Genomic DNA, 22,629 nt, shown 5'->3' on the forward strand with positions numbered 1-22,629 from the left:
AATCCATTTGATCGTGCTTCTCAATTTTCTGCGGTGCTCATCGACTGAGTCGATCATTGCGCGCCGACCGCCCGCGTCAGCGACCACGGTGCGTGCGCGTCATCAGTGATCGTGTTCCGTCGGGTCCACAAAAGACGGTTCCCACGCCTGTCCGCCGTAGAACACGCCAACGATTGACACCACCTCGGGGTCCACAAGGTAAGCAATCACTGCGCGCTGCCGGTAGTGGGTCACGCGCAGGCCAGGCAACAGATCATTGCGCGGCACGCCGCGCTCAGGGAACGTCTGCAGGCGCAGGCAGAAACTCACGATGGCGTCGACGTATCGGGCCGCCGTGATGGGCGAACCCGCTTCACAGATAAACCGTTCGATGTCCTCAAGCTGGTCCCGCGCTTCCGGGGCAAACTGCACCCGGTAGTTCATGCGGCGCCCGAGCGCTTCTTCGCCAGGTGAGCGCGCACCTGCTCGGGCGTGAGCGCGCGCGCGGGCTCCGCGCGCAACGCTTCGGCCGCAGGCACCACCTCATCACGCAACCAGGCCTCGATGGCCCTGTCGCGGGCCGCGAGGGTGCGTAACCCGTCGCGGATCACCTCGCTTTCAGAAGCGTATTCGCCGCTGGCGACCTTGGTGCGGATGAGCTCGGCCATCTCGTTGGGCAGGGTAATGCTGAACTGCTGTGTGGTACGCATGGCGCTCTCCAAGCTGACAGGATTTAATCCTACTCCGTCGACGGGGGTGCTGGCAAGGGCCAAGGCAAGTCCACGCTGGTGAAGACGGTGGCGCACGCACTGGCGCCGATTGCCGGCGAAATCAGCGAAGGCAAAGGCCTGAACATCGGCTACTTTGCACAGCAGGAGCTGGACGTGCTGCGTCCTCTCGACACACCGTTGGAACACATGATCCGCCTTGCCAGGGACACGCCAGCGCACCTGCGTGCCCCCGGCCAGAGTGGCATCGAACAATCGCTTCGCACCTTCCTCGGCACCTTCAACTTCAGTGGTGACATGGGCCATCAGGCGGTCGGCACGATGAGCGGCGGCGAAAAGGCGCGGCTCGTGTTGTGCATGATCGTGTGGCAGCGCCCCAACCTGTTGCTGCTCGACGAGCCTACCAACCACCTCGACCTGGCCACACGCGAAGCGCTAGGCATGGCACTCAACGAATTCGAAGGCACAGTGTTGCTGGTCAGTCACGACCGGTCCCTGCTGCGCGCGGTATGTGACGAGTTCTGGCTCGTCACCAAGGGTGGCGTCGAGCCCTTCGACGGCGATCTGGACGACTACCAGCAGTTCCTGCGCGACGAAGCCCGTCGCATGCGCGAGCAGGCTGCCGCGGAGCAGAAGGTCATCGCCTGAGTTACCTCCAGGCGGGCGGCGGCCATTGCATGGCGGGCGACGCGCGGACGTTCGCCAACGTCTTCAGCATTCGTGCGGACAAGCGCGCTCCAATGCAAGATATCGGCGGCACAAGCAGCCAGTCGATGCCGCGCCACGGATCGTGGACGATCCGCCGATCAACCCGGCCGGCGCTCTGCATATCAGGTGACCACCCGTCAGGGACACCTTGGGAGGGCACGTACACGCCTCGGCACGGCGAACATCGGCGACGCGTTCGCGCGAATCGTCGTATGGGTTCTACGAAACGATCCAACATGCACAGGTTCCGATCCACCGAACATCAGTGGACTCGGCGCAAGATTTAGAACGTGTGAACCTGAACGGCAGAAATAGCGACTACAAACATATCCGCTCCGGTCGTGACAAGGTGGGCGGCGCCCAACATCTCATCAGCGGGGCGGGTGAGATAGCGGACTATGGTCGGTCATACTGCCCGCCCGAAATAGCGACATTACATCGTTGCCCGAAGCGGAAAGCTCTACTTCTGAGCGCCGTTAAAAACGGGGGACTACCGAAGGCCCTCGATCTGCCTTTGTATCCGGCCATCAACGTCGGCGGCATCAACATTGATGCACGCCGGCACAGATGGTCGCTCAGGTATCGAACGGGGTGTTTTTTGAGCGGGGGATGAGCGGTATCATCGCGTCCAGCCATGACTCACAACCCTACTTCGCAGTAGCCGCCGCATTGGCCCGCGCCTTATGCAATTTTTTGTAGCTGTCGATCAGGCGGTGGTGCCTGTCGAGACCCTCCAGCTTCATACTCGTTGGCGTTAGCCCAAAGAAGCGCACGCTGCCGTCCACTGTCCCAAGTACCGCGTCCATGCGGGCGTTGCCAAACATTCGACGGAAGTTGACCACGTAGTCGTCCAGTTCAAGGTCGTCATCAAGCATCACCTCCAGGACCACATTCAAGGCCTGGTAAAACAATCCGCGCTCGACCGTGTTGTCGTTGTACTGCAGAAAAGCTCCGACCAGCTCCTGCCCTTCCTCAAATTGCTTCAAAGCGAGATGAATCAACAGTTTCAACTCGAGAACTGTTAGCTGCCCCCAGTCCGTATTCTCGTCAAATTCGATGCCGATCAAAGTGGCAATATCGGAGTGCTCGTCCAGCTCACTGTTCTCCAACCGCTCAAGCAGTGCTGCCAGGGAGGCATTGTCCAGTCGATGCAAGTTCAAAATATCCGCGCGGAACAATAGCGCCTTGTTTGTGTTATCCCAGATCAAATCCTCTACCGGGTAAACTTCCGAATAATCGGGCACCAAAATCCGACAGGCTACGGCACCCAGTTGGTCATACACCGCCGTGTACACCTCTTTGCCCATGTCTTCGAGAATGCCGAACAAGGTTGCTGCTTCCTCGGCATTGGAGTTTTCACCCTGGCCAGAAAAATCCCACTCAACAAACTCGTAATTCGCTTTGGCGCTGAAAAAGCGCCACGACACCACACCGCTGGAATCAATGAAGTGCTCAACAAAATTGTTTGGTTCAGTCACGGCGTTACTGACAAAGGTGGGCTGAGGTAAATCGTTCAGGCCTTCAAAACTACGCCCCTGCAGTAATTCCGTCAGACTCCGTTCCAGCGCCACCTCGAAGCTCGGGTGCGCGCCGAACGAGGCAAAGACACCGCCTGTGCGCGGGTTCATCAAGGTGACGCACATCACCGGGTAGGTCCCACCCAGCGACGCATCCTTTACCAGCACCGGAAAGCCCTGCTCTTCCAATCCATGAATTCCGGCCAGAATGCCAGGGTATTTCGCCAGCACTTCGTGCGGCACATCAGGCAAAGCGATTTCGCCTTCCAGAATTTCGCGCTTTACCGCCCGTTCGAAAATTTCGGACAGACATTGCACCTGTGCTTCGGCCAGCGTATTACCGGCACTCATGCCATTGCTGACGAACAGGTTCTCGATCAGGTTGGACGGAAAATACACCACTTCGCCGTCCGACTGCCGCACAAACGGCAGCGAACAGATGCCGCGCTCCACATTGCCGGAGTTGGTGTCGTATAGACGCGAGCCATACAACTCGCCATCGGGATTATAAATTTCGAGGCAGTACTCATCCAGAATTTCAGCCGGCAGCAAATCCTTAGGGCCAGGCTTGAACCAGCGCTCATTCGGGTAATGCACAAACTCCGCATTGGCGATGTCTTCGCCCCAAAATGCACCGCCATAGAAATGGTTGCAATTCAGTCGCTCGATAAACTCTCCCAACGCTGACGCCAACGCGCTTTCTTTGGTCGCTCCCTTGCCATTGGTAAAACACATCGGCGAGTGCGCATCGCGAATATGAAGCGACCACACATTTGGAACGATATTGCGCCACGAAGCGATCTCTATCTTCATGCCCAAGCCCGCCAGAACGCCCGACATATTGGCGATGGTTTGCTCCAACGGCAAATCCTTGCCCGCAATATAGGTGCTGGCATCAGAAGCCGACTTCAACGTCAGCAACGACTGAGCATCGGCATCCAGGTTTTCTACCTCTTCAATCACAAACTCGGGCCCGGCTTGCACCACTTTTTTCACCGTACAACGGTCGATGAAGCGCAAAATACCTCGGCGGTCCACTTCCGAGATATCCGACGGCAACTCAACCTGAATCTTGAAAATCTGTTGGTACCGGTTTTCCGGATCAACGATATTATTCTGCGACAGGCGGATATTTTCGGTAGGAATATTGCGATTTACGCAGTACAACTTCACAAAGTAAGCTGCACACAAAGCCGATGAGGCCAGAAAATAATCGAACGGACCAGGCGCCGAGCCATCGCCCTTATAACGGATAGGCTGGTCGGCCACTACCGTGAAGTCATCGAACTTGGCTTCAAGACGCAGCTTATCGAGAAAATTGACTTTAATTTCCATGGGGAAATTCCAAAAATTGTGCTCAAAATGATGTAGCCGCTATTATCCGTCACCAAGTGCAGTTGCTGTTGCAGATCGCGAATGTTGCTAGCGGTGTCCATTGAAGCGCTGAGGCTGTCCGTTTTTTCCGCTAGCGTCGCTTTGCCCCCGGAGCACGAACTCACTGCCCGGAACGACTGACAAAGCGCAGCACGATAACACTCTCACCGCCATCAATGCGAACAGTGGTGGAGGCCGCCTAAGAAACATCCAAAGTGCCAAACTGCCTGGCGTTTTTGGTCTGCGCGCTGAGATGTCCGCGGTCCGAGATCAAAAAAATGACCTCCGGTATTTGCGCTTGCTGCCTCAGGCCGATGCGCTAATCGCGCGCCTCGACAGCCGCACTAGCCAAATTCGAGGACACGCCGAACGCTACCAAAATCAATGGACATCCGTAAGCGGTCCATCTTCGACGTCTATCGGCTGGCGGCATGAGCGAGGAGCATTGGTGTCCACCTACGTGGAGGTGGACACCAATGGCTGGCAATGACTCAGAGTTAAGAGTAGTTCGTCTAAGCCGCGACGGGCGCCGTCGCTATGACGAAAACGGTAAGCGCGCGCTGGTCGAGGCTGCATTGCGCCCGGGCGTGTCGGTAGCCCGTCTGGCACAGGAGCATGGGATCAACGCCAACCTGCTGCGCAAATGGACTACGAAGTACCTGATGGAGCGTGAGAAAGGCATCTCATTGGCATCGCTGAAGGACGACGCCGACGAGCGCGCCCCATCACCACCCGCAGTCGAAGTAATGGATGGCAAAGCCATCGATATGCCGGATTCACGTAAGCGGCCCGCGCCGGCAGAATCCTCCTCTGCATTTATTCCTGTCGTGCCACTACCACCGGCACTGCCGCCACCACCCGTATCTCCGGCACCGCCGATGACGCTCTCACTGCATGTATGTCTGTCGAACGGCGTGGAGCTCGATCTCAGTGCAGCGAGCATCGACGAGCTGAGCACCGTGGTCCAGATGTTCGGGAGGATGCCGTGTTCCGGTTCGACGAAAAGCTGACGGTATACCTGCACCGCGATCCCGTCGACTTCCGGTACGGAATGAACAGTCTGTCGATTCTCGTCGAACAGGCGATGCGCCTGAATCCGATGGATTCCTCGCTCTACGTTTTTACCAACCGGCGATGCGATCGCGTCAAGATCCTGGGTTGGCAGCACAACGGTTTCTGGCTGATGCTCAAGAGACTCGAGGCCAATGATCGCTTCGTCTGGCCTGACAGCAAAACCGAAGTCGTGACGTTGACCGTCGATCTGCTGCACTGGCTTCTCGAAGGTGCCGACATTGCTGCTCTTCAGCGGCATCCGAAACGCCACTATGCTCGCGTGAGTTGAACACGGCATCGGCGTGCCGGTCTAAGTGGCATGCCGATCAACGTGACCATCGACGCTGACGAACTCAGGGCGCTCCTCGCGATACGTGAGGAGCACGACGCCCTTCAGTCAGAGCGTGACGGGTTACGCAGCGCACTGCGTCTCGTGACTGCGGAGCGCGACCTGGCCGAGGAACGACTGCGCGCTTACCGGCGCGAGCTGTTCGGCGCGAAGAGCGAAGCCCGCGCATCGGATCAGCCCGGTCTGTTCAATGAAGCCGAAGTGCTCGGCACGAACGCAACACCCGCGCAGGAAGATACTCGCGAAACCACGATCGCAGCGCACACGCGCAAGAAGCGCGGTCATCGCAAACCGCTCGATCCCAGTCTGCCGCGCGAAGTCGTTCGGCACGAACTTCCCGAAGCCGAACGCTTCTGCAACCACGACGGACACGCGCTCGTCGAGATCGGCGTCGAAACGAGCGAGCAGCTCGACGTGATCCCCGAGCAGGTTCGAGTCATCCAGCACCAGCGCGTCAAATATGCCTGTCCGTGCTGCGACCTCGGCATCAAGGTTACGCCGGCGCCGGCGCGCATCATCCCGCGTGGGCTGCTGACGGAATCGGCACTCGCGTGGGTCGCCACCGGCAAGTATCAGTTCGGCATGCCGATCTATCGCCAGGCTGGTCTGCTGCGACGCTTCGGTGGCGACATCTCGTCGAACACGCTCGCCGCGAGCATGGTCCGCGTCGGTCACGCGACGCAGCCCGTTATCAATCTGATGCGCGACGCGTTGCTCGATGCTGACGTGATCTACTGCGACGAGACGACGTTCCAGGTCCTGAAGGAAGAAGGGCGCAAGCCGCAAACGAAAAGCTATCTCTGGGCGCAAATGACCGGATCGGGAACGCCTATCCGCTGTTTCGCCTATACGGCTGGTCGCGGCGCGAAGCTGGCCGACAAACTGTTCGCCGGCATTCGCAAGGGTGCGGTTCTGATGACCGACGGATACGAGCCCTACAACGGCATCGCGCAACAGTATCAGCTCGTGCATCTCGGATGCTGGGCTCATGCGAGACGGTATCTGGTCAAGGCCGAAGATAACGTGCCCAAGGCGGCCCGCTCCCCCGATCTGCTCGCCACACGCTTCATCAAACTGATCGGCAAGCTGTTCGCAGCGGAGGCGCGCAGTGAAACGTGGCCGGCTGAACGACGACAGCAATTGCGACGACGATACAGTGCGCGCGTACTCGATACCATCGAAAAGCTGATGCTCGAACAGTCGCCCGGCGTCGTGCCGCAAAGTTTACTCGGCAAGGCGCTGACCTATCTGCATGGGCAGTGGCCCAAGCTGATCCGTTACGTCGAGAACGGCAACTGGCCCATATCGAACAATCCCTGCGAAAATTCCATTCGCCCGTTTGTCGTCGCACGCAAAAGCTTCCTGTTTGCCGATACAGTTGCTGGCGCACATGCGAGTGCGAATCTTTATTCGCTGATCGAGTCGGCAAAAGCCAACGGCATCGACCCGTACTGCTACCTCACCTGGCTGTTCCAACGTCTGCCACTGGCGAAGACCGTCGACGACTACGACGCGCTGTTGCCGTGGAAGATGCCCGCCAATCTCCGCTGACCCTTCTCCCTGCCACACAATTTACGCTTCAGAGCACCTCTGAGTGGCGTCGTTCGTGGACCGCATACGGACATCCTGTCGCTCATTCCTAACTGCAACGCTAGTGGTGACAGAATTGTCAATCTGGCCTCCTGGCCTTACCTCGCACGGGACACCCGTTCTCGCCACAAACGGTGAACTATTAGCAGAAACGGTTAACAGCAACACCTTGCGGCGATGCAATGCAACGCTCGGACTCGCTAGCAGTCACAGCAGGACCCGCGGATCGGGACCGAGCCAGATCGTTGGTCCCGGTTCGAACGGCTGCTTTGGAGAAATCCGGTCGACTGCTGTGGGTCGCGCTCTGCCGGATAGCAGTTCGGCAAGAGTCGGCCATGTGCGGTCGGTCGACGTCGCCGTCGAAATTGCTGAAAATTGCTGACTTGAACCGACAGAGGAGAGATTACCCATGAGCTTAAAGTCACAGCGCGTACGAGAGATGGTTCGTGCTGCGGCGTATCGCGAGGCATATTTGATCGGCCGCAAGGCGTTGGAAGAGTCTGCGTGTGACGACGAAGTGATTGCTGCGCTACGCGATTTGACCACGCAGCTAAGGTCAAATTGCATGGACCTTGCGGCACGGAAGATGGACGTCGGTCCCGAGTATGACGCTCTTGAAAAGCTGCTGAGAGAAGCGAACAGATTGATTGGCGAAGACTTGTACGGGCGCAAAATTGCCTCACCACCAAGTCAGGAACGGTAGCGTGTGCCGAGGCCCTCAATCATGCCCACCTCCCCGAAGGGAGGGCGGTGTTCCATTCCATCTGGGTCGTGCGCCGCCGATCAAGCATAGGCGCCAGGCTGCCAACAGCGGTCATTGTGCCAAGCTTTTAAGATGGAGCCTGACTTTGCGGCTTTGTGCCGCTGCGTGACGGGTCTGATAGCGAAGCCTGAAATCGTTGACCCTAGCGCAAACGGCGCACGCTGCACGCGGCTATCGCGCTGAACCTGAGCCTGTCATGGCAACACCGCGGTGTCACGCAGACGATTAGTCAACCTGGCACCAACGACCAGAATCTGGGCACACAATGGCCCGTGCGCCGTTCAGCCAGACTTCCTCTGCGTCCAGTTGCAACGAGGTTGAAGGCGCGATGTCGAAGGCAACCTTGAGGGCGTGCCCAACATGGGCATCTTCGATGGGAAGCTCCCAGGTCAGAAATATTTGGATGCAATCCTGGTCCGGCGCGAAGTCGGCCACGTTAAAACCGCTGCTGCTGCGTTGAATGACGCCATGAGGCTGACCAGTATCGAATATCACAGCCGTTCCCCGGGTTAGGGGAATGCGATGGCCCGTAGAGGGAAAATGCAAGTCCAGACCCCTGTCCTCGCTCAGGAAGAGATTGCAAAAGGCCGCACCGCCATATTGCGCACCGTCATGGTGGTACTTCGCGCCGCGGCAGGCCATGAGGGCTACGTCACTGGAGGCGAGCACCTTAGGAAGTCCAAGCGCGCACGTCCAATCGGACACTGCCTGCACACAGCGCGTGTAGTCCGGCCAGCGCGCCTGCGCTCGCGCCAAAGGCATTGCCTCGACGTCCCCGGGCTCCAGGACCAGGCGCGACGATGTCTCTCTTTCCCAATCTGCGAGCAGGCGCGCAGGGGGCACGGGCACGTCAACCGAGCCTGATAGCACGATGTCACTCACGCGTCGACTGCGGATGATGTCGCCACTCCAGAAAAAGGAAGTCAGCATGTCTCGCACTCGATGCTGTTAAGGTGGGGGTGAATCTGGACCATTGTAACGATTCCAAGCGACCACTTCGGCCACAACCGGCCGTTCGCGGCCGGTTCGTGAGTGTCCGTTCACCACCGACCACCTGCCGTTCGCAGCGGCGGGGGACCTACAGTTTGTCGGCCTGCGCTCGCGGATTGGAGGCCGAGCCGACCGGCACCGTGACGGGGCCGCCGCTTCCGGAAACGCTGAGGGGGCACTTCCAACGGATTCCGGTCGACCACGTGTTCAGAAAACAGCCTCCTCAACGTTATGGTTCTGAGTAGAGCGGAGACGCCTGCCGTCTACGCGCGGGCTGACCCTGTATGCAGTCCGCGCCCGGATCGAACTCGCCCCGACACCCTGGTCACCGATGCGGATGTAACGGGCGCTCATGCTCGTGGTCCTCCGCTCTCGAATCAAGCCTCACACGGTGTCGTCAACGTGGCCCATCGTTCGACAATTTTCCGGTTCGCAAACCGCGACAGGACAAAGCCGTGAAACTCAATCTTTTTCCCGGAGATAACGTCGGTGGCGCGCCACGTGTTTCTGACCATCACCTTGTCACCTTCGGAAATCATGTCTTCGATCGTGACGTGCAAGTCCGGCCACTTTTGATAAGCCGCCTTCATCATGGCCATCGCGGCTTCGGGGCCGACCTGATGACCCGACGGTTCGTCGCGGCCGAGGAAATCCGCGCTGAAGTTCGCCGATGCGACTTCCGGTTTCTTCCGGTTGACGAAGTCTTCGAAGTGATCGGCCACGAATCGCTTCATCTCTTCCAGCGTCAGACCGGGATCACCCTTCAGCGGTACTTGAAGCGGTTCCATCGCTTCTCCTTAGTTCGTCAGCATCTTGAACGCATGCTGCCAGTCGTTCCTGAGGAATCCCGGCAGGCACCACAGCATGCACAGCGGCTCGATCGCGCGTGCCGATACGATGCTTCCGCAGTCGTAGGGCTCCCATCCGAACTGCCGGGCGATTGCGCCAACCCGGGCCTTCGCATCGTCGCTGTTGCCGCACAAAAACATCGTCGGCGTGCCTTGAGAAAAATGGGGATTCACCATGAGCGCGTTGCCGACGCTGTTGAAAGCCTTGACCACGTGGGCGAGGTGAACCTTCGCCTGAATCCTCTCGCCGAGCGACTCGTTCGGTCCCGTCGTATATTTCAGGACCCCGTTGACCGGCGACTCGTCGGCGAGCGGGTTGGTTGCATCGATGACGGTCTTGCCGGCGAGATTCTCCGGCCCCGCAAGCTCGATCACGCTCTCAGCGATGCGGCCGAGCACGGCTAGCACGACGATCTCGCCAAACCGAGCGGCTTCGTCGAACGTCCCGGCCCTGGCTCCGGTTGTATTGCGGACCCAGTCCTGTATCTCCTTCTTGTGCGGATCTCGGGTGCCCAGCATCGTGTCCTGGCCATGCTTGACGAAGCCGGCGCCCAGTGCTCGGCCGACATCACCTGATCCCAATACGCCTACGTTCATCTCATCCTCCTCGGTTGGTCATAGCCAGCCCTACGTCAATACTCAGGCACGCGGGTCATGAGGCACGCTCGCCGCTTTCTCGTGGAGTAACGACAGCCCGATCCTGATGCCGAACCCGTGTGCGTAAGCCAGTTGCACCAGCAGCATGGCCGCCGGTTCCGCGTAGCGCGCAAGGGCGAGCGGTCCCGCATCGACCGGCTCGGCGTCGAAGTGTTGCGACCACGGCCCGCGCATCGCTGTCATCGCCGCACACGAACACGCCCGCGCGGTTGCCACCTATCAGCATGCTGGGCGAATGCATCAGCTCCGCAAAAGGCGGGATGGCCTTGACCAACTTCGCCCATGGCGCGAGCCTGGCGATCTCTTCGGCGCCCGAGATGGTTGTCCCGACGAGCAAGCCGCTCATGTCGGGCTTCAGTACCTGCATTTCCAGAGTCATGATGCGCCCGCGCTTTGCCACGGCCCGCGGAGTAGTTCTTTACGTGATCGATGAACGCACGCAGCTTCGGCATGATCTGCCGACGGCTTGAATAGTAGAGAAACACACCCGGTATCACCGGCGCGAACGGCTCCAGCACTTGCACCAGTTTTCCCGCTCTCAGCCGTTCGGCGGCCATCGGTTCAGGTAGCTGGGCAAGGCCTACACCTTCGATTGCCGCACCCAGCATGGTAGGAAAATCATGGGCGATGAGCGGGCCCGACACGGCGAACTCGATCGCGCGGCCGTTGTCGTTGAATGACCACGGCGCGAGCGCACCGTTGGAGCACCGCCATCGCAAACATGCATGTTCGCGCAGATCGTCGATGCGTTCGGGACGGCTGCGGTCTGAGAAGTAGGCAGGACTGCCGATGATGACGAAACGAACCGGAGGCGTCAGCGGTATCGCGACCATGTTGGCGGCGACGAACTGACCTAGCCGCATGCCGGCGTCGAATCCTTCCGCTGCGAGATCGATCAGCTTCTCGCTTGCGTCGATCTCCACTTCGACCTCGGGATAAGCCTTGCAGAACGATGCAATCAGGGGTTCCAGCAGAATCGGCGCCGCCGCGCGCGGCACTGAAAGACGCAACAATCCGGCGGGCCGCTGGCCGAGTCCGCGCGCAACCTCACTGGCGGCGACAAGCTCTTCGAAGGCAGGCTTTGCACGCGAACGAAACCGTTCGCCCGCTTCTGTCAGACCCACACTGCGCGTGGTGCGTATGAAAAGCGCTGCGCCAATGCGCGCTTCAAGTACGCGCACTGCCTGGCTGACGGCCGACGGCGTCACGCCGAGTTCGGCGGCCGCCCGGCGAAAACTGCGATGCCGGGCAACGCTGAGGAACGCCTCCACGCCATCGAGCGCGCCCTGCCTGACTGTGAAGTTCTGCTTCATAGCCCATCAACATTGTGATGAATAGTCGCTCGCGAGATGCCATGGTACACCTACGCCTGCAGATGAGGCGTCGCGCAGATCCCGACGCGCGAGCCCGGAACAATCCGCTTGAGACCGTGGAGGAACCTCGCAATGAACGATGTGCTTGATGGCGTGCGCGATCACTATCGCGCGACCGGCCTGACCGAGCGGCTGAAAGCCGCACTCGCAGTCCTTGGACGGGAGGATCAGCTGCTCACACCGCAGCAACTGGACGCCCTCGACCAGTTTCACACCCGTGGGCTCGCTGCCACTGCCGAGCTTGCCCAATTGGCCGGGATCACCGCCGACACGTCGGTGCTGGACGTCGGTTCGGGCATCGGCGGGCCGGCCCGTGTTCTGGCTTCAACCCGTGGCTGCAGGGTTACGGGTATTGACCTCAGCGAACCGTTCGTGGATGCCGCGCGCTATCTCACCCAGCGCACTGGGCAGAGCGAACAGGTGTCGTTTCGCACCGCCAGCGCGCTGGAACTTCCCTTCGAAGACAGCCGTTTTGATGTCGTGTTGCTGCAGCATGTGGCGATGAACATCGCCGATCGCGCGCGGCTTTACCGAGAGATCCGGCGTGTCCTGAAGCCGGGCGGCAGATTTGCGACGTTCGACGTCGTCGCAAACGGCAGCAAACTGCACTATCCGGTTCCGTGGGCGCGAACCCCGGCCACAAGCTTTCTCCTGACGGCCGATGCAACACACGAAGCAATCGAAAAAGCAGGTTTCCGCACGCTGGTATGGCAAGACGACAGCGAGGCCGCAAAGTCCTGGATCACCGAACGGCGTGCATCCGGGCCTCCGCCCTCGCCAAATCTCAGTGTGGTGCTGGGGCCAGACTTCGCGCAGCTTTTCACCAACTTGGGACGCAATCTCATGGAAGGCCGACTCGGCATTCTCACTGCGGTATTCGAGGCCGCCTCCACGAAGCCCCGGAATCACATGGAGAACCGCTCATGATCACCGCCCCTGTTCCTGTTGGTACCGTCCAACCGCGTCCCGCTTGGCGCGGCCTGCTTTGGATCGCACCGCTGACGGTCCTGTGGACTGACTTCATCTACTGGCTGCCGATAATCCCGGCTAGCGGCGTTCCAACCACCGCACACCAGCTGACGGCCCACGCAGTTATCGCGGTCGGTTTATGGCTCGGCCTCGAAAGCACCGACCTGACGCCGGGCCAACGCCGCACGACCTGGCTTGCGGTCACGATTCCATACACACTTTGGTTCGCTGTCGCCTGGAGCGCGGCCATCAATGGCGTCTTCCGCACCAGCACGTCGCCGTCACCGGTGCCGTTGCTGCCGTTGGCGATCTTTCTACCGGTGCTGATCGGTGCGCCACTGTTGCTGTTGTCGAGGCGGGTGGGTCAGGTGCTCGATGCGATGCCGGTAACCTGGCTCGTTGCCATTCAGCTCTATCGCGTATTCGGCAGTTGGGCGCTCGCTGCCTCGCTGCGTGGGGAGATGCCCAGCGTGTTCGCTTTGCCGGCGGGAATCGGCGATGTGCTGACGGGCGTGTTCGCCGTACCGGCGGCAATCGCCGTCGCAACCGGCACGGCCGAGGGTCGGAAAGCGGCAATCATCTGGAACATCTTCGGCCTCGCGGATTTCGCAATTGCAGTCACTATGGGGGTGATCACTTCGCCGGGTCCGTTCCAGCTAATCGTTCCGAATGTGCCAAGCATCGGTGCCGGCGCTTATCCGGATGTGTTGACCCCGGCATTCGTGGTGCCAAGCTCGATTCTGCTGCACGCGCTGTCGCTGCGCCAACTGTTCCGACGATCCGCGGGCTGATCTCGTTCCTGCTCCTTATCGAGGATCCTGCCCCGTCTGCGAAAGGCTCTCCATTCCGCACGATCAAGGTCGGCCTGTAGACGCGATTGAGCCATTACTCTAGTTTGTCCCGTTCATGCCCTTCTGAAGGAAGAGGCTGCAACAGACAAACTCAGCCTGCAGTCAGCGTGAGAAGTCGCCGTTACCGATCACTCGTCGTCCGACGCGACCCGACGAACGGCCGCTGCAATTGCAAACTGCCGTTCAAGCACCCTCGACCCGGGCGGCAGCAGTGGGTCGGCTACGGAAGTTGGCGGCGATGCTGCGGCGCAACCGCAGCAACACAGGTCGACCGTCCGGGCCCGGCCACTGGACGAAACCGCTCGCGCGGTAATAGGGCTCCGCCCCAACGGTAGTGGTCCCGGAGAAGAAACCGACTCTGTTTTCATGCTGAAGGGCGAGGCAACCCGACGACACCGCTCCCGCTTTGCGTCCCACCTTCATCTGCCGGCACTGCGGTGCACCGATGATCGTCATCGATGTCCTCGAGCGCAGCGCACCCATCCGCGCGCCACCCGTACAGCGAGCCGCAGCATGACCACAAGCGTTTCGAGACATTCAAGCCGACCGTCGGCTCTCCGGCAAAGGGATCCGATAGCGGACGCTTGCGTCCCTGACCTGGACCAGCCGGTGCCGCGTTCTGCCTGCCGTTACAAACGTACACCGCGCAGCTTCGCCAATGTACACCCCCTCCACATCAACGCGCTTCGTCCGACCTCTGCGTCAGCCCCACGCCGCGTGCTACCTCTCCAATCCCCATAGCGCTAAAGGTTCCGGCCGTGCCGGGACACTCCGCGGTTTCCTCCCTTGAGGTTTATACGACGCCTGCCCGCATGCGCCTGGGGCGTACGTCTATGCCCGTGGTCCAGGGCAGGCATCCTATAAACCTAAACACAAACGGACAGTGCCGAGCATGAAGCCAATGTCCGCAGCCCGCGCGGTTCCGGTCACAGGATCACTCGATTGCCACCGAGCAACTGTAGTTGACGCGGCTGTTTGCCATCAGGTGACGAGCCGATGGCCTAGAGATGAAATAGGACTCGCATCGGCCATGCACACCACCAGAACGCTTCGCCCATGGTGGCGGCTTGGAGACGCGAGCGAGTCGCGCCATTTCTCTCGTTTAGTAGTGCACGTACGCATACGTCCACCATCCTTTACGCGCTGGCGCGACCTTTCATATCTAGCGGACGCAATGGTTAGAGGCGGGCACCACCCGTCGCGTCGATCACCTGTCCCGTAGTCCAGCGTGCCTCATTCGATGCAAGGAAGGCGATGACGTCAGCCACATCGGCAGGTTGACCCACTCGCGAGAACACCGACATGGCCTCCGCGCCGGCGCGCGCCTCCGGTACCGTTATCCACGCCGCATTCATGTCAGTCTCCGTCACGCCCGGCATGACCGTATTCACCGTGATGCCGCGAGAACCAAACTCAGGGGCAAGCGCCAGTGTGAGGGTTTCAAGGGCACCTTTCGACGCGGCGTAGGCAGGATGCGTTGGAGCCGCGACACGCGTAAAGCCCGTCGAAACGTTGATGATTCGTCCATTGTCGCGGATGTGATCTGCAACAGCCTGAATCAGGAAGAACGGTGCCTTGAAGTTGACGGTCATGACCTCGTCGAAGGCGGATTCACTGGTCTGAGACAGAGGAATCGCCGGTGCTACGCCAGCATTGTTGACGAGAATGTCAAGCCGAGGTTCGCCCGTGGCGGCGATCGCGGCTGCCTTGAACTGCTCCCAGATACTGTCCGTTGCTTCTTTCCCGCGACTCAAGTCCGCATTGATGGCGACGGCTTTTGATCCGAGCGCCTCGATCTCGCGGATGGTGGTGTGAGCAGCTTCCGCGTTGCTGGCGTAGTGCACACCGATGAGCGCGGCCCCTTCTCTCCCAAAGGCCAGTGCTACAGCACGGCCAATACCACGCGAGCTTCCTGTTACAAGGGCCACCTTGCTTGAAAGTTTTGCAGACATCGACCACTCCTTTTCGACTAAATTTAATAGTGATCGTTATAATAATAACGTCGGAAGACACCTGTCAACGATTTTTATAGGAATCGATATAAAATGAGCGAGCCCGCCCGGAAACGTGGCAGACCGAGGTTGCTGGACCGCGATGTGGGGCTCGATGTCGCCGCGCGGCTGTTCTGGGAGCGTGGATACGAAGGCACGTCGATCGCCGACCTGACCCAGGCCATGGGCATTCCGCCGCCGTCCCTCTATGCAACGTTCGGTTCGAAGGAGGACCTTTACAGACAGGCGCTCGACCATATCAGCGAGCGTGAGAACAAGCAGTGTCTGGAAGCGCTGCAGGGGAAGATGCCGGCCTACGATGCGATAGCGTTCTACCTGCACGACGCCGCGGCACGCTTTACTGACCTGGGAAGGCCGCGCGGCTGCATGATTTCGACTGCTGTTCTTCAACATGCCGAAAAGAGCGAGTCTGTCGCCCAGACGGTCGCCGCGCGGCGCGAGCTTGGGTTACAGGCCATCAAGGCACGCCTCGACCGTGCCGTCGCCGAGGGCGAGCTTGCCCCTGAGACCGACACCGAAGCTCTCGCACGCTTTTATTGCGCAGTTGTGCAAGGCATGTCGGCGCAAGCCTGTGACCGTGCATGCAGGGCAACACTGAAGCGGCTGGCTGATATTGCGTTGTCAGCATGGCCTTGGCCTCAAGGTCATCGCCGGAACCCGGTTCCGTAAGTGCATTGGTTTTCACCAAAGACGACACGGCTGTACCGCCGGGGCTCGGCCACAAGGAGTCAAGCGAGATCGATACGCGAACGACTGCCTTCGTTAAGACACTATGACTTTCCGTGAGGTAGAGGCTGGCCCGCCGTGAGGAATCAAACGCGGGTTAGCATCGCTGCCAGAGCCGCACGGTGTGGACGGTGCCACACCCGGCGATTTCCCGCACGGAGGCCAGCATGGAACACGATAGCACGCTGTACGTAGGACTCGACGTTCACAAGGATTCGATCACTGTCGCCTATGCGTTCGGCACGGGCGAGGTCGAACTGCTCGGCAAGACCGGTACGACGAAGACGGATATCGATCGCCTGTGCAAGCGTCTTCAATCGAAAGCGCGACACGTACGCGTTGTTTACGAGGCAGGACCATGTGGCTACGGCCTTTACCGGCAACTGGTCCAGAAGGGATTCGACTGCATGGTGTGCGCGCCGTCATTGATTCCCAGAAAGCCCGGCGAGCGCGTCAAGACGGATCGGCGCGATGCGGTCAAGCTTGTGCGGTCCCTACGGGCCGGTGACCTGTCAGCTGTGTACGTGCCGACCGTCGAGGACGAGGCATTTCTCGACCTCGCCCGCGCATGGATGACGGCCAAAGACGATTTGAGACAGGCGCGGCAGCGGCTCAAGTCGTTCCTGCTCGCGCACGATGTACGCTATGCTGGTCATGCCGACTGGGGACCAGCTCACCGACGCTGGGTGAGCCAGTATGCGTTCGGTAGCGAATGGCAACAATTCGCGTTCGAGGAACTTCGGCGTACGATCGAAGATCGGCTCGCGCAATGCCAGCGTGTTGAAGCCGCCTTGCGTGAGGCAGTGACAAACTGGCGGTTCTATCCGGCCGTTCTGGGTCTGCAGGCCATGCGCGGTGTGCAGTTCACCACGGCCGTTGGAATGCTTGCCGAACTCGGCGATCTGTCACGCTTTGAGCATCCGCGTCAATTGATGGCATGGCTCGGCGTCGTCCCGTCAGAACACTCATCGGGTGACAAGCGACGGCAGGGAAGCATCACCAAGACCGGCAATAGCTACGCCAGAAAGTTGCTCGTGGAGGCGGCCTGGAGCTATCGGCATCCGGCACGTGTAAGCGCCGACATTCAGTGTCGGCATGAAGGCATTCCCAAGGCCATCATCGATCGCGCCTGGGACGCGCAGGTTCGTCTATGTCGCCGATACCGGAGGCTGGCCGCGCGTGGCAAGAATGCCAATACGACGGTCGTGGCCGTCGCCCGTGAACTGTCAGGTTTCATCTGGGACATCGGGCGCTTGGCGATGTCGCTCGCGTTACCTTATCGCAGAGAGGCAACCTGATTACGAAGCACCACGTCGCTCACCCCATAGATCCACGAGTTTCCTGAAGGCGGCGTAGCCCGGCTACTCGAGTAACCCGCGGCACAACCCCGCAACGGATATCACCCGACTTGCGGCTTAAGAATGCGGCAGGCTCATGAGACGGTCCATGTAATGCGGTAACCAACCCGCGGATATCAGGATGATCCACCGTCGAGATTTACTGCTACGCCGCCCTCAGGGAATTCATTTGCGCATGAGAAGACTGCAAACCACACATTCCGATTGACACGGAAAGTCATATCAGGTTGTAGGCTAATACGTGAAGGCTCATCTCGGTTCGAACACGTGGCAGCGTCTTCGCAACTTTGTTCATCGCAATCTTTCTCGTGATCAAGGGGCAGCAGATGGACGGCTTGGCGGCGCCACACTTGCGTGACAGGCAGGGCTGACGTGCGGCCGGATTGACCAGACTGTAAGCACGCTAATATTTATGCGGTAGCGCAAATTGGCATCGCCCTCGGCATTACGGGCAAACTCATCGCGCAGCTCGGGTCAGTGACGCCATATTCGAACCAGGCTGGCCGACACGACGTCGGGTCCGTCATGCAGCCCATCATAACGAGCCGCGCCGACGATACTCCAGCGGTCGGCAGCCGCAGAATGTCCCGGATGTCATCCTAACGCGCGATCGCGACGGCCAACGTCTAGGCTCGACGACGGAGCCTGCCCGAACGGCTGAGTAGGGGAAGCAATGTGGGACAAACAACGGCTCGGCCGGGTCAGACTGACAAACATCCGTGCGAGCGGCGACAGAGGGGCCTCGACCATCGGGCCCTTGCAGAATCATGCAACGCAGTTATCGTGGACCGACGCCAAAGTGTCAACGGTTAGGCAGTAATCAATCTGCCTACACTCCGCCTTGGCATGGGTGTAGCCTTCGTTTTGCTGCATGCCAGTTGGGGAAGTGACAATGTCGCGGGCTCCCTCCGAGCGTGCTGGAAACCGAAAATTTTCGGAGCGTCGCCACGGTCTTCAATACCCTTCAAACCGTTACCGCTTCATCCGGCCCGATGAAATTCTTCATCAGCCTCGCCTTGCCGGGTAATTGAATAGGTATGCTAAGTAGTCAAATGACTGAAATGCCCTTCTTGACAATCCTGTAGCATTGGTGATTCGCCGGGTGCCGGCGGTACGTGGCCTACCCGCTGAGCTTGCGCAACCTCGAGGAGATGATGGCCGAACGCGGGATCGCAGTCGATCATTCGACCGTGCACCGGTGGGCCATCAAGCTTCTGGGTTCGATAACTCGGACAGCGCGTTTGACCCGGCAAACGCCAACTGCCGGGAAAAAACGCGTTCAGACGAAGACTGCGAGTTGCTGACGCAGTGGGAGGACTCGAACTACTACGAGCGCGCCCAGAGGCCCGTCATCGTGCAAAATCCGTCTCAGTCTCAGTCGACGACCGGGGTGTCGCCGCTGCCTGACACGAGAACCTGGCATTATGAGGACTCGACGGGCAAAACCGTTGGGGATGCCACAGACTGGAACGGGAACGACAACAATCTCGTCTACAGGTAAGCAAAGGATGGTTACCCGTACAGAGCGGCGCCTTCGGCTAGTGAGACCCGGTGAACGGAAATATAAGCCTTTAAGTATGACGGTCCGGGGCCTCAGATACTTTTTTTACCGACCAGAAAGGGCGAGCGACCGTTTCAGCTTCAGGAACTGCAGTTGAGGCGGTGTGACGTCAAACTGCAACAGTTGGTCGTATTCGGGCGTTCAGTTGCCCGGATTCTGCCATCTCCTTCGTTAGCCGCTCTCGTAGAATGAGCGTTAGCGAGTAGTCGATAATCGCCTGTCCGCTCATCCTCTGACTTGCGTTGCTCGATCCATCTGATGTCGGGCAGTATGAGCAGGCATAAGCCGCGCCATTGCCAGCCCGCGAGTCGGTAACAGGCAAATGGCGCAAAATAGAATCGCGCGTCTTCGCGCACGCTGGAGAACGTGGCGCCCGACTTTGGACGTCACAGCCTCCATGTTAGTGAGATAACCTTGCTGTAGTGAGACCATGAAGAAAGGAAAGACAAAACTCACCCGCCACGATGCTGAGCGCCTTTTCGAAGGCCTGCCCAGCGGGAACGTGAAAGTAAGCGGCCGGCCCGAGAACCCATTCGAAGCCGGGGCGTTCGACGTAGTCGAGCGCGTCGACAACGAAACCAAACTCTGGAAGGACAACCTCATTACTCTTCCGATGGCGATCGAGCTGCCTACTGGCTACGAGTCGGTGTCTCACGTACGCGAGGCGATGGCGAAAGCATGGCACGCGAAGTGGGTAAGGGAAGGAAAAAACGAGGTTGTCGCTGAGTTTCCTGAGGGTTGGACAGCCGTGCGGCCGGGAAGTGGACCCACGGAGTTGCGAGATTCGACCGGCGTAGTTCGCGCGGTATACGGGTGGGCGAAGGACGCGGAGCTCAGGATTCTGCCGCGGTATCTGGTTGAATCACAGACGAATAGTTCCAGCGGACTGGGCAGCCTGGTTGTCCGTGATCGCTCGAACGGTCAGGTTCTCGAAAGATCGACAATATGGTCTGCCCAAACCGGTACCAACCATCCCGACTGGGCCAGACTGTCGGCGTGGCTCAACTTACACTATCCACAATATCGCGATCCGCTTCGGTACTGGCATTAACCGACCCATTGACCGCTAGCTGCTGTTAGTGATCGCCCGCCCGGTGGCGGGACAAGTTGAATTGTCCCGACGAGGCAGAAGGGCCGTCGGAATCCAAGCGAGACGCGCGATCAGCGATATTTGAGGGTCCGGCATCACCCGCGATGGCATAGGCGCGGGCTGCCGGCGGGAGACGATCCAGCACAGTCTGGGTGACCGAGAATCAAAGCGGGCGGTAGAACGCGCCGCGACCTATGGTGCTCGCAAATAGCCGCCGACTGGTGCGATCCAGTGCAAGACCGGAAACGACCACGCGCGGCAATACGAATCCCAGATAGCCGCCCGTGAAGTCCTGCCAAGAGACGCCCCCGTCGCGAGTCACAAAAACTCCGATATCTGTCGCCGCGTAGACCGTTTGATCGTCGTGATCGTCCACCACCAAGGCATTCACCGGAATGGCAGGCAGCATGGTCGTTCCGCTTCCACTTGCATTACTCCAGTGCGCGCCACGATCGACCGACTTCCACACGCGGCTGCCTGCTGTGAAGTTCCCGAGTCCGAGATAGAGCACGTCGGCATTCGCCCACGAAACCGCGATAGAGGTGATAATGTCCGATAGCGGTCCTGCGCCAGCAGCATACGGAATGGCCCAAGATACGCCCACGTCATCACTGCGATAGACATTCCCTTGATCTGTCCCGGCAAAGCAAACGGTGGAATCGCCGCGTGCGAAGGCGACGGCGCTAAAGTCCTCTTGCTTGGTGAGCACAAATGACCAAGTGTTCCCTTGATCGGTGCTGCGGATCAAGTCGTGTTCGGTGTGCTGGCGTGGCCGCCGCCGCGTATTCCGCAACCCGGCAACTACGAGCCGCGAATCGCCGGGACGCACGGCAAGCGCCGTGATGACAATATCGGTCATCACGCCAAGGTTCTTGATCGCTGCGACTAGATTCGTCCAGGTGGCACATCGGTCAGTGGTTCGCTGGAAGGTCGAGTTCGACGGTGTGCAGAAGGCATTGTCACCGTTGTTCTCATCCACCACGAACGTGCCGCCCTCGTTACCGGCGCCGGTGTCGACCCAATCAGAACCGGTGTTACCGCGGTTGCAGATAATGCCCTGGTCCTGGGTTGGCGCGCCTAAGAGAAAGTCGCCTTGTTCATGCGAAGCGATCGTATAGAGTTGCGTCGCAATCAGACCGTTGCTCCGGATGGTCCATGTGGCTCCGGCATCGGTTGATCTATAAACACCGCCATCGGTCGCCAAATAGCAAACGTCAAAATTGCCGGGATCAAAGACCAGCGCGTGGTGATCCGAGTGTGTTCCGCCTACAGGCGTGAACGCCACCGCGCCCCAATTAGGCGCCGGGAGCGCACGCTGCAATCCAACTCCACCGGCGTACAGAAAAATCGCGTTATCCGGCCGGCAAGCGATCAGATTCGTCCATTGGTTATATTTCACAGCTTCGATTCCGCCCACCACGAAATACCATTTCGACGCCCCGCTGGCGGATCGGTATATCGAACCGCCGTCCGGACCCTGCTTCGTTAGGAAAACGGTTTGGCCGAGCAGTCGGCCGGCGGCAAGCTTAATCCAGCCGGCGTTCGTTCCACTCCCAGCATGAGCGTGAATGGACCCGTTGCTTCGGTGCCATGTGACGCCGCCATCCGTGCTCTTGTAGATACCGTCGTTCCAGACTCCCGCGAGGAAGGTGTTATCGGCATCGGCCGGATCGGCTACCACGTCGGTGACGTGACCTGGGAGCGGCAGGGTCCACGTGCCGCCACCGTCGTTCGAATAGAACAGGCCAATATCGCTTGCGACCAGCACGTGCTCTGGGTTGGTTGCGCCCACTACCACGCGCCCGCATCGCGAGCCGGGACCTCCAGAGGTCAGGTACCAGGTGGCCCCGGCGTCTGTAGATTTATAAACGCCTACGCCATCGTAGGATGGGCCCCAACCATCAACGTCCTCGCCCGTCGCGGCATAGACGATATTTGGGTTTGCGGCTGCAATCGCCACCGAACCGACCGCCATCGAGAGTTGTTTGGAAAACAGCGGCCACCAGTTCGCGCCTGCGTCGGTCGTTTTCCACACGCCCCCATTGGCTGCGCCGGCGTAGAGCACGCTACCGTTGGTCGGGTCGATGGCCAACGACTTGATGCGCCCAGCGAAATTTGTAGGTCCCACCTTAC

At 59.6% G+C, this 22,629-nt stretch carries 19 protein-coding genes and 3 pseudogenes; 11 read left to right on the forward strand and 11 right to left on the reverse strand.

From position 1 onward, the window contains the following. Positions 1-102: 102 nt before the first annotated feature. Both OKW35_RS02470 and OKW35_RS02475 read right to left on the reverse strand, forming a co-directional pair. Entirely contained in the window at positions 103-423 is a 321-nt protein-coding gene (locus OKW35_RS02470; RefSeq protein ID WP_090812305.1) for a type II toxin-antitoxin system RelE/ParE family toxin, read from the reverse strand. Next, positions 420-689, reverse strand: a complete 270-nt coding sequence (locus tag OKW35_RS02475; RefSeq protein ID WP_088176933.1) for a type II toxin-antitoxin system ParD family antitoxin — start codon at positions 687-689, stop codon at positions 420-422. The genes OKW35_RS02470 and OKW35_RS02475 overlap by 4 nt, the downstream gene beginning before the upstream one ends. Before the next feature lie 57 nt (positions 690-746). Between OKW35_RS02475 and OKW35_RS02480 the strand changes: the two are divergent. Further along, positions 747-1,355 (forward strand): annotated as a pseudogene (locus tag OKW35_RS02480) (ATP-binding cassette domain-containing protein); the annotation flags it as partial. A gap of 707 nt (positions 1,356-2,062) precedes the next feature. Here OKW35_RS02480 and OKW35_RS02485 read toward each other — a convergent pair. Next, the gene (locus tag OKW35_RS02485; RefSeq protein WP_090812303.1) at positions 2,063-4,267 is read right to left on the reverse strand and encodes an OsmC domain/YcaO domain-containing protein; all 2,205 of its coding nucleotides are present in this window, start codon (positions 4,265-4,267) and stop codon (positions 2,063-2,065) included. Between the two features lie 515 nt (positions 4,268-4,782). Here OKW35_RS02485 and OKW35_RS02490 point away from each other — a divergent pair. From OKW35_RS02490 to OKW35_RS02505, 4 genes are all read left to right on the forward strand, one after another. Continuing rightward, a complete protein-coding gene (locus tag OKW35_RS02490; RefSeq protein ID WP_429551151.1) occupies positions 4,783-5,316 on the forward strand; it encodes a transposase in 534 nt (177 codons plus the stop codon). Next, complete coding sequence (gene tnpB, locus OKW35_RS02495) at positions 5,292-5,648, forward strand: IS66 family insertion sequence element accessory protein TnpB (RefSeq protein WP_167368694.1); 357 nt, start codon at positions 5,292-5,294, stop codon at positions 5,646-5,648. Before OKW35_RS02490 ends, tnpB begins: the two co-directional genes overlap by 25 nt. 30 nt (positions 5,649-5,678) lie before the next feature. Continuing rightward, positions 5,679-7,259: an IS66 family transposase gene (gene tnpC / locus OKW35_RS02500; protein WP_429551152.1), complete on the forward strand. Its 1,581-nt coding sequence runs from the start codon at positions 5,679-5,681 to the stop codon at positions 7,257-7,259. A gap of 448 nt (positions 7,260-7,707) precedes the next feature. Beyond that, positions 7,708-8,001 carry a hypothetical protein gene (locus OKW35_RS02505; protein WP_090812301.1) on the forward strand — a complete coding sequence of 98 codons (294 nt, stop codon included), beginning with the start codon at positions 7,708-7,710 and terminating at the stop codon, positions 7,999-8,001. A gap of 285 nt (positions 8,002-8,286) precedes the next feature. On the opposite strand, the gene OKW35_RS02510 is transcribed toward OKW35_RS02505, so the two are convergent. The 5 genes and pseudogenes from OKW35_RS02510 to OKW35_RS02530 all read right to left on the reverse strand — a co-directional run. Then, positions 8,287-8,991, reverse strand: coding sequence for a hypothetical protein (locus OKW35_RS02510; RefSeq protein WP_090812300.1), 705 nt, complete (start codon positions 8,989-8,991; stop codon positions 8,287-8,289). 437 nt (positions 8,992-9,428) lie between these two features. Next, entirely contained in the window at positions 9,429-9,839 is a 411-nt protein-coding gene (locus OKW35_RS02515; protein ID WP_090812299.1) for an ester cyclase, read from the reverse strand. 9 nt (positions 9,840-9,848) lie between these two features. After that, the gene (locus OKW35_RS02520; protein WP_090812298.1) at positions 9,849-10,496 is read right to left on the reverse strand and encodes an NADPH-dependent F420 reductase; all 648 of its coding nucleotides are present in this window, start codon (positions 10,494-10,496) and stop codon (positions 9,849-9,851) included. A gap of 42 nt (positions 10,497-10,538) precedes the next feature. Beyond that, the gene (locus tag OKW35_RS02525; protein ID WP_090812297.1) at positions 10,539-10,739 is read right to left on the reverse strand and encodes a hypothetical protein; all 201 of its coding nucleotides are present in this window, start codon (positions 10,737-10,739) and stop codon (positions 10,539-10,541) included. 218 nt (positions 10,740-10,957) lie between these two features. Continuing rightward, positions 10,958-11,869: pseudogene (locus OKW35_RS02530) on the reverse strand (LysR family transcriptional regulator); the annotation flags it as partial. 132 nt (positions 11,870-12,001) lie between these two features. On the opposite strand from OKW35_RS02530, the gene OKW35_RS02535 reads away from it, so the two are divergent. Together OKW35_RS02535 and OKW35_RS02540 are read left to right on the forward strand one after the other, a co-directional pair. After that, positions 12,002-12,856 (forward strand): class I SAM-dependent methyltransferase, encoded by an 855-nt coding sequence (locus OKW35_RS02535; RefSeq protein WP_090812296.1) that lies wholly within the window; start codon positions 12,002-12,004, stop codon positions 12,854-12,856. Next, complete coding sequence (locus tag OKW35_RS02540) at positions 12,853-13,689, forward strand: MFS transporter (protein WP_429551153.1); 837 nt, start codon at positions 12,853-12,855, stop codon at positions 13,687-13,689. Before OKW35_RS02535 ends, OKW35_RS02540 begins: the two co-directional genes overlap by 4 nt. 243 nt (positions 13,690-13,932) lie before the next feature. On the opposite strand, the gene OKW35_RS02545 is transcribed toward OKW35_RS02540, so the two are convergent. After that, positions 13,933-14,205, reverse strand: a complete 273-nt coding sequence (locus tag OKW35_RS02545; protein ID WP_167368816.1) for a hypothetical protein — start codon at positions 14,203-14,205, stop codon at positions 13,933-13,935. Positions 14,206-14,927: 722 nt separating this feature from the next. Then, positions 14,928-15,701 (reverse strand): SDR family oxidoreductase, encoded by a 774-nt coding sequence (locus OKW35_RS02550; protein WP_090812294.1) that lies wholly within the window; start codon positions 15,699-15,701, stop codon positions 14,928-14,930. 93 nt (positions 15,702-15,794) lie between these two features. On the opposite strand from OKW35_RS02550, the gene OKW35_RS02555 reads away from it, so the two are divergent. The 4 genes and pseudogenes from OKW35_RS02555 to OKW35_RS02570 all read left to right on the forward strand — a co-directional run bounded on the left by OKW35_RS02555 (position 15,795) and on the right by OKW35_RS02570 (position 20,457). Beyond that, entirely contained in the window at positions 15,795-16,430 is a 636-nt protein-coding gene (locus tag OKW35_RS02555; RefSeq protein ID WP_090812293.1) for a TetR/AcrR family transcriptional regulator, read from the forward strand. 224 nt (positions 16,431-16,654) lie between these two features. Continuing rightward, positions 16,655-17,785 (forward strand): IS110 family transposase, encoded by a 1,131-nt coding sequence (locus OKW35_RS02560; RefSeq protein WP_429551154.1) that lies wholly within the window; start codon positions 16,655-16,657, stop codon positions 17,783-17,785. A gap of 1,166 nt (positions 17,786-18,951) precedes the next feature. After that, a pseudogene (locus OKW35_RS02565) lies at positions 18,952-19,086 on the forward strand (IS6 family transposase); the annotation flags it as partial. Positions 19,087-19,836: 750 nt separating this feature from the next. Further along, the gene (locus tag OKW35_RS02570; protein WP_429551155.1) at positions 19,837-20,457 is read left to right on the forward strand and encodes a hypothetical protein; all 621 of its coding nucleotides are present in this window, start codon (positions 19,837-19,839) and stop codon (positions 20,455-20,457) included. Positions 20,458-20,659: 202 nt separating this feature from the next. Here OKW35_RS02570 and OKW35_RS02575 read toward each other — a convergent pair whose 3' ends face one another. Then, on the reverse strand, positions 20,660-22,588 hold the full coding sequence (locus tag OKW35_RS02575) for a WD40/YVTN/BNR-like repeat-containing protein (protein ID WP_429551156.1): 1,929 nt from the start codon (positions 22,586-22,588) through the stop codon (positions 20,660-20,662). Between the last annotated feature and the right edge of the window lie 41 nt (positions 22,589-22,629).

This window comes from Paraburkholderia sp. MM5477-R1 (assembly GCF_050436385.1).
Lineage (GTDB): Bacteria > Pseudomonadota > Gammaproteobacteria > Burkholderiales > Burkholderiaceae > Paraburkholderia > Paraburkholderia tuberum.

What these genes read in the sequence shown, in the direction of transcription:
- OKW35_RS02520 (WP_090812298.1), bottom strand. Translation starts at nt 10,496, where the DNA reads ATGAACGTAGGCGTATTGGGATCAGGTGATGTCGGCCGAGCACTGGGC.
- OKW35_RS02555 (WP_090812293.1), top strand. Translation starts at nt 15,795, where the DNA reads ATGAGCGAGCCCGCCCGGAAACGTGGCAGACCGAGGTTGCTGGACCGC.
- OKW35_RS02475 (WP_088176933.1), bottom strand. Translation starts at nt 689, where the DNA reads ATGCGTACCACACAGCAGTTCAGCATTACCCTGCCCAACGAGATGGCC.
- OKW35_RS02535 (WP_090812296.1), top strand. Translation starts at nt 12,002, where the DNA reads ATGAACGATGTGCTTGATGGCGTGCGCGATCACTATCGCGCGACCGGC.
- OKW35_RS02545 (WP_167368816.1), bottom strand. Translation starts at nt 14,205, where the DNA reads ATGACGATCATCGGTGCACCGCAGTGCCGGCAGATGAAGGTGGGACGC.
- OKW35_RS02505 (WP_090812301.1), top strand. Translation starts at nt 7,708, where the DNA reads ATGAGCTTAAAGTCACAGCGCGTACGAGAGATGGTTCGTGCTGCGGCG.
- OKW35_RS02570 (WP_429551155.1), top strand. Translation starts at nt 19,837, where the DNA reads ATGAAGAAAGGAAAGACAAAACTCACCCGCCACGATGCTGAGCGCCTT.
- OKW35_RS02510 (WP_090812300.1), bottom strand. Translation starts at nt 8,991, where the DNA reads ATGCTGACTTCCTTTTTCTGGAGTGGCGACATCATCCGCAGTCGACGC.
- OKW35_RS02540 (WP_429551153.1), top strand. Translation starts at nt 12,853, where the DNA reads ATGATCACCGCCCCTGTTCCTGTTGGTACCGTCCAACCGCGTCCCGCT.
- OKW35_RS02490 (WP_429551151.1), top strand. Translation starts at nt 4,783, where the DNA reads ATGGCTGGCAATGACTCAGAGTTAAGAGTAGTTCGTCTAAGCCGCGAC.
- OKW35_RS02560 (WP_429551154.1), top strand. Translation starts at nt 16,655, where the DNA reads ATGGAACACGATAGCACGCTGTACGTAGGACTCGACGTTCACAAGGAT.
- OKW35_RS02470 (WP_090812305.1), bottom strand. Translation starts at nt 423, where the DNA reads ATGAACTACCGGGTGCAGTTTGCCCCGGAAGCGCGGGACCAGCTTGAG.
- OKW35_RS02550 (WP_090812294.1), bottom strand. Translation starts at nt 15,701, where the DNA reads ATGTCTGCAAAACTTTCAAGCAAGGTGGCCCTTGTAACAGGAAGCTCG.
- tnpC (WP_429551152.1), top strand. Translation starts at nt 5,679, where the DNA reads ATGCCGATCAACGTGACCATCGACGCTGACGAACTCAGGGCGCTCCTC.
- OKW35_RS02485 (WP_090812303.1), bottom strand. Translation starts at nt 4,267, where the DNA reads ATGGAAATTAAAGTCAATTTTCTCGATAAGCTGCGTCTTGAAGCCAAG.
- OKW35_RS02525 (WP_090812297.1), bottom strand. Translation starts at nt 10,739, where the DNA reads ATGACAGCGATGCGCGGGCCGTGGTCGCAACACTTCGACGCCGAGCCG.
- OKW35_RS02515 (WP_090812299.1), bottom strand. Translation starts at nt 9,839, where the DNA reads ATGGAACCGCTTCAAGTACCGCTGAAGGGTGATCCCGGTCTGACGCTG.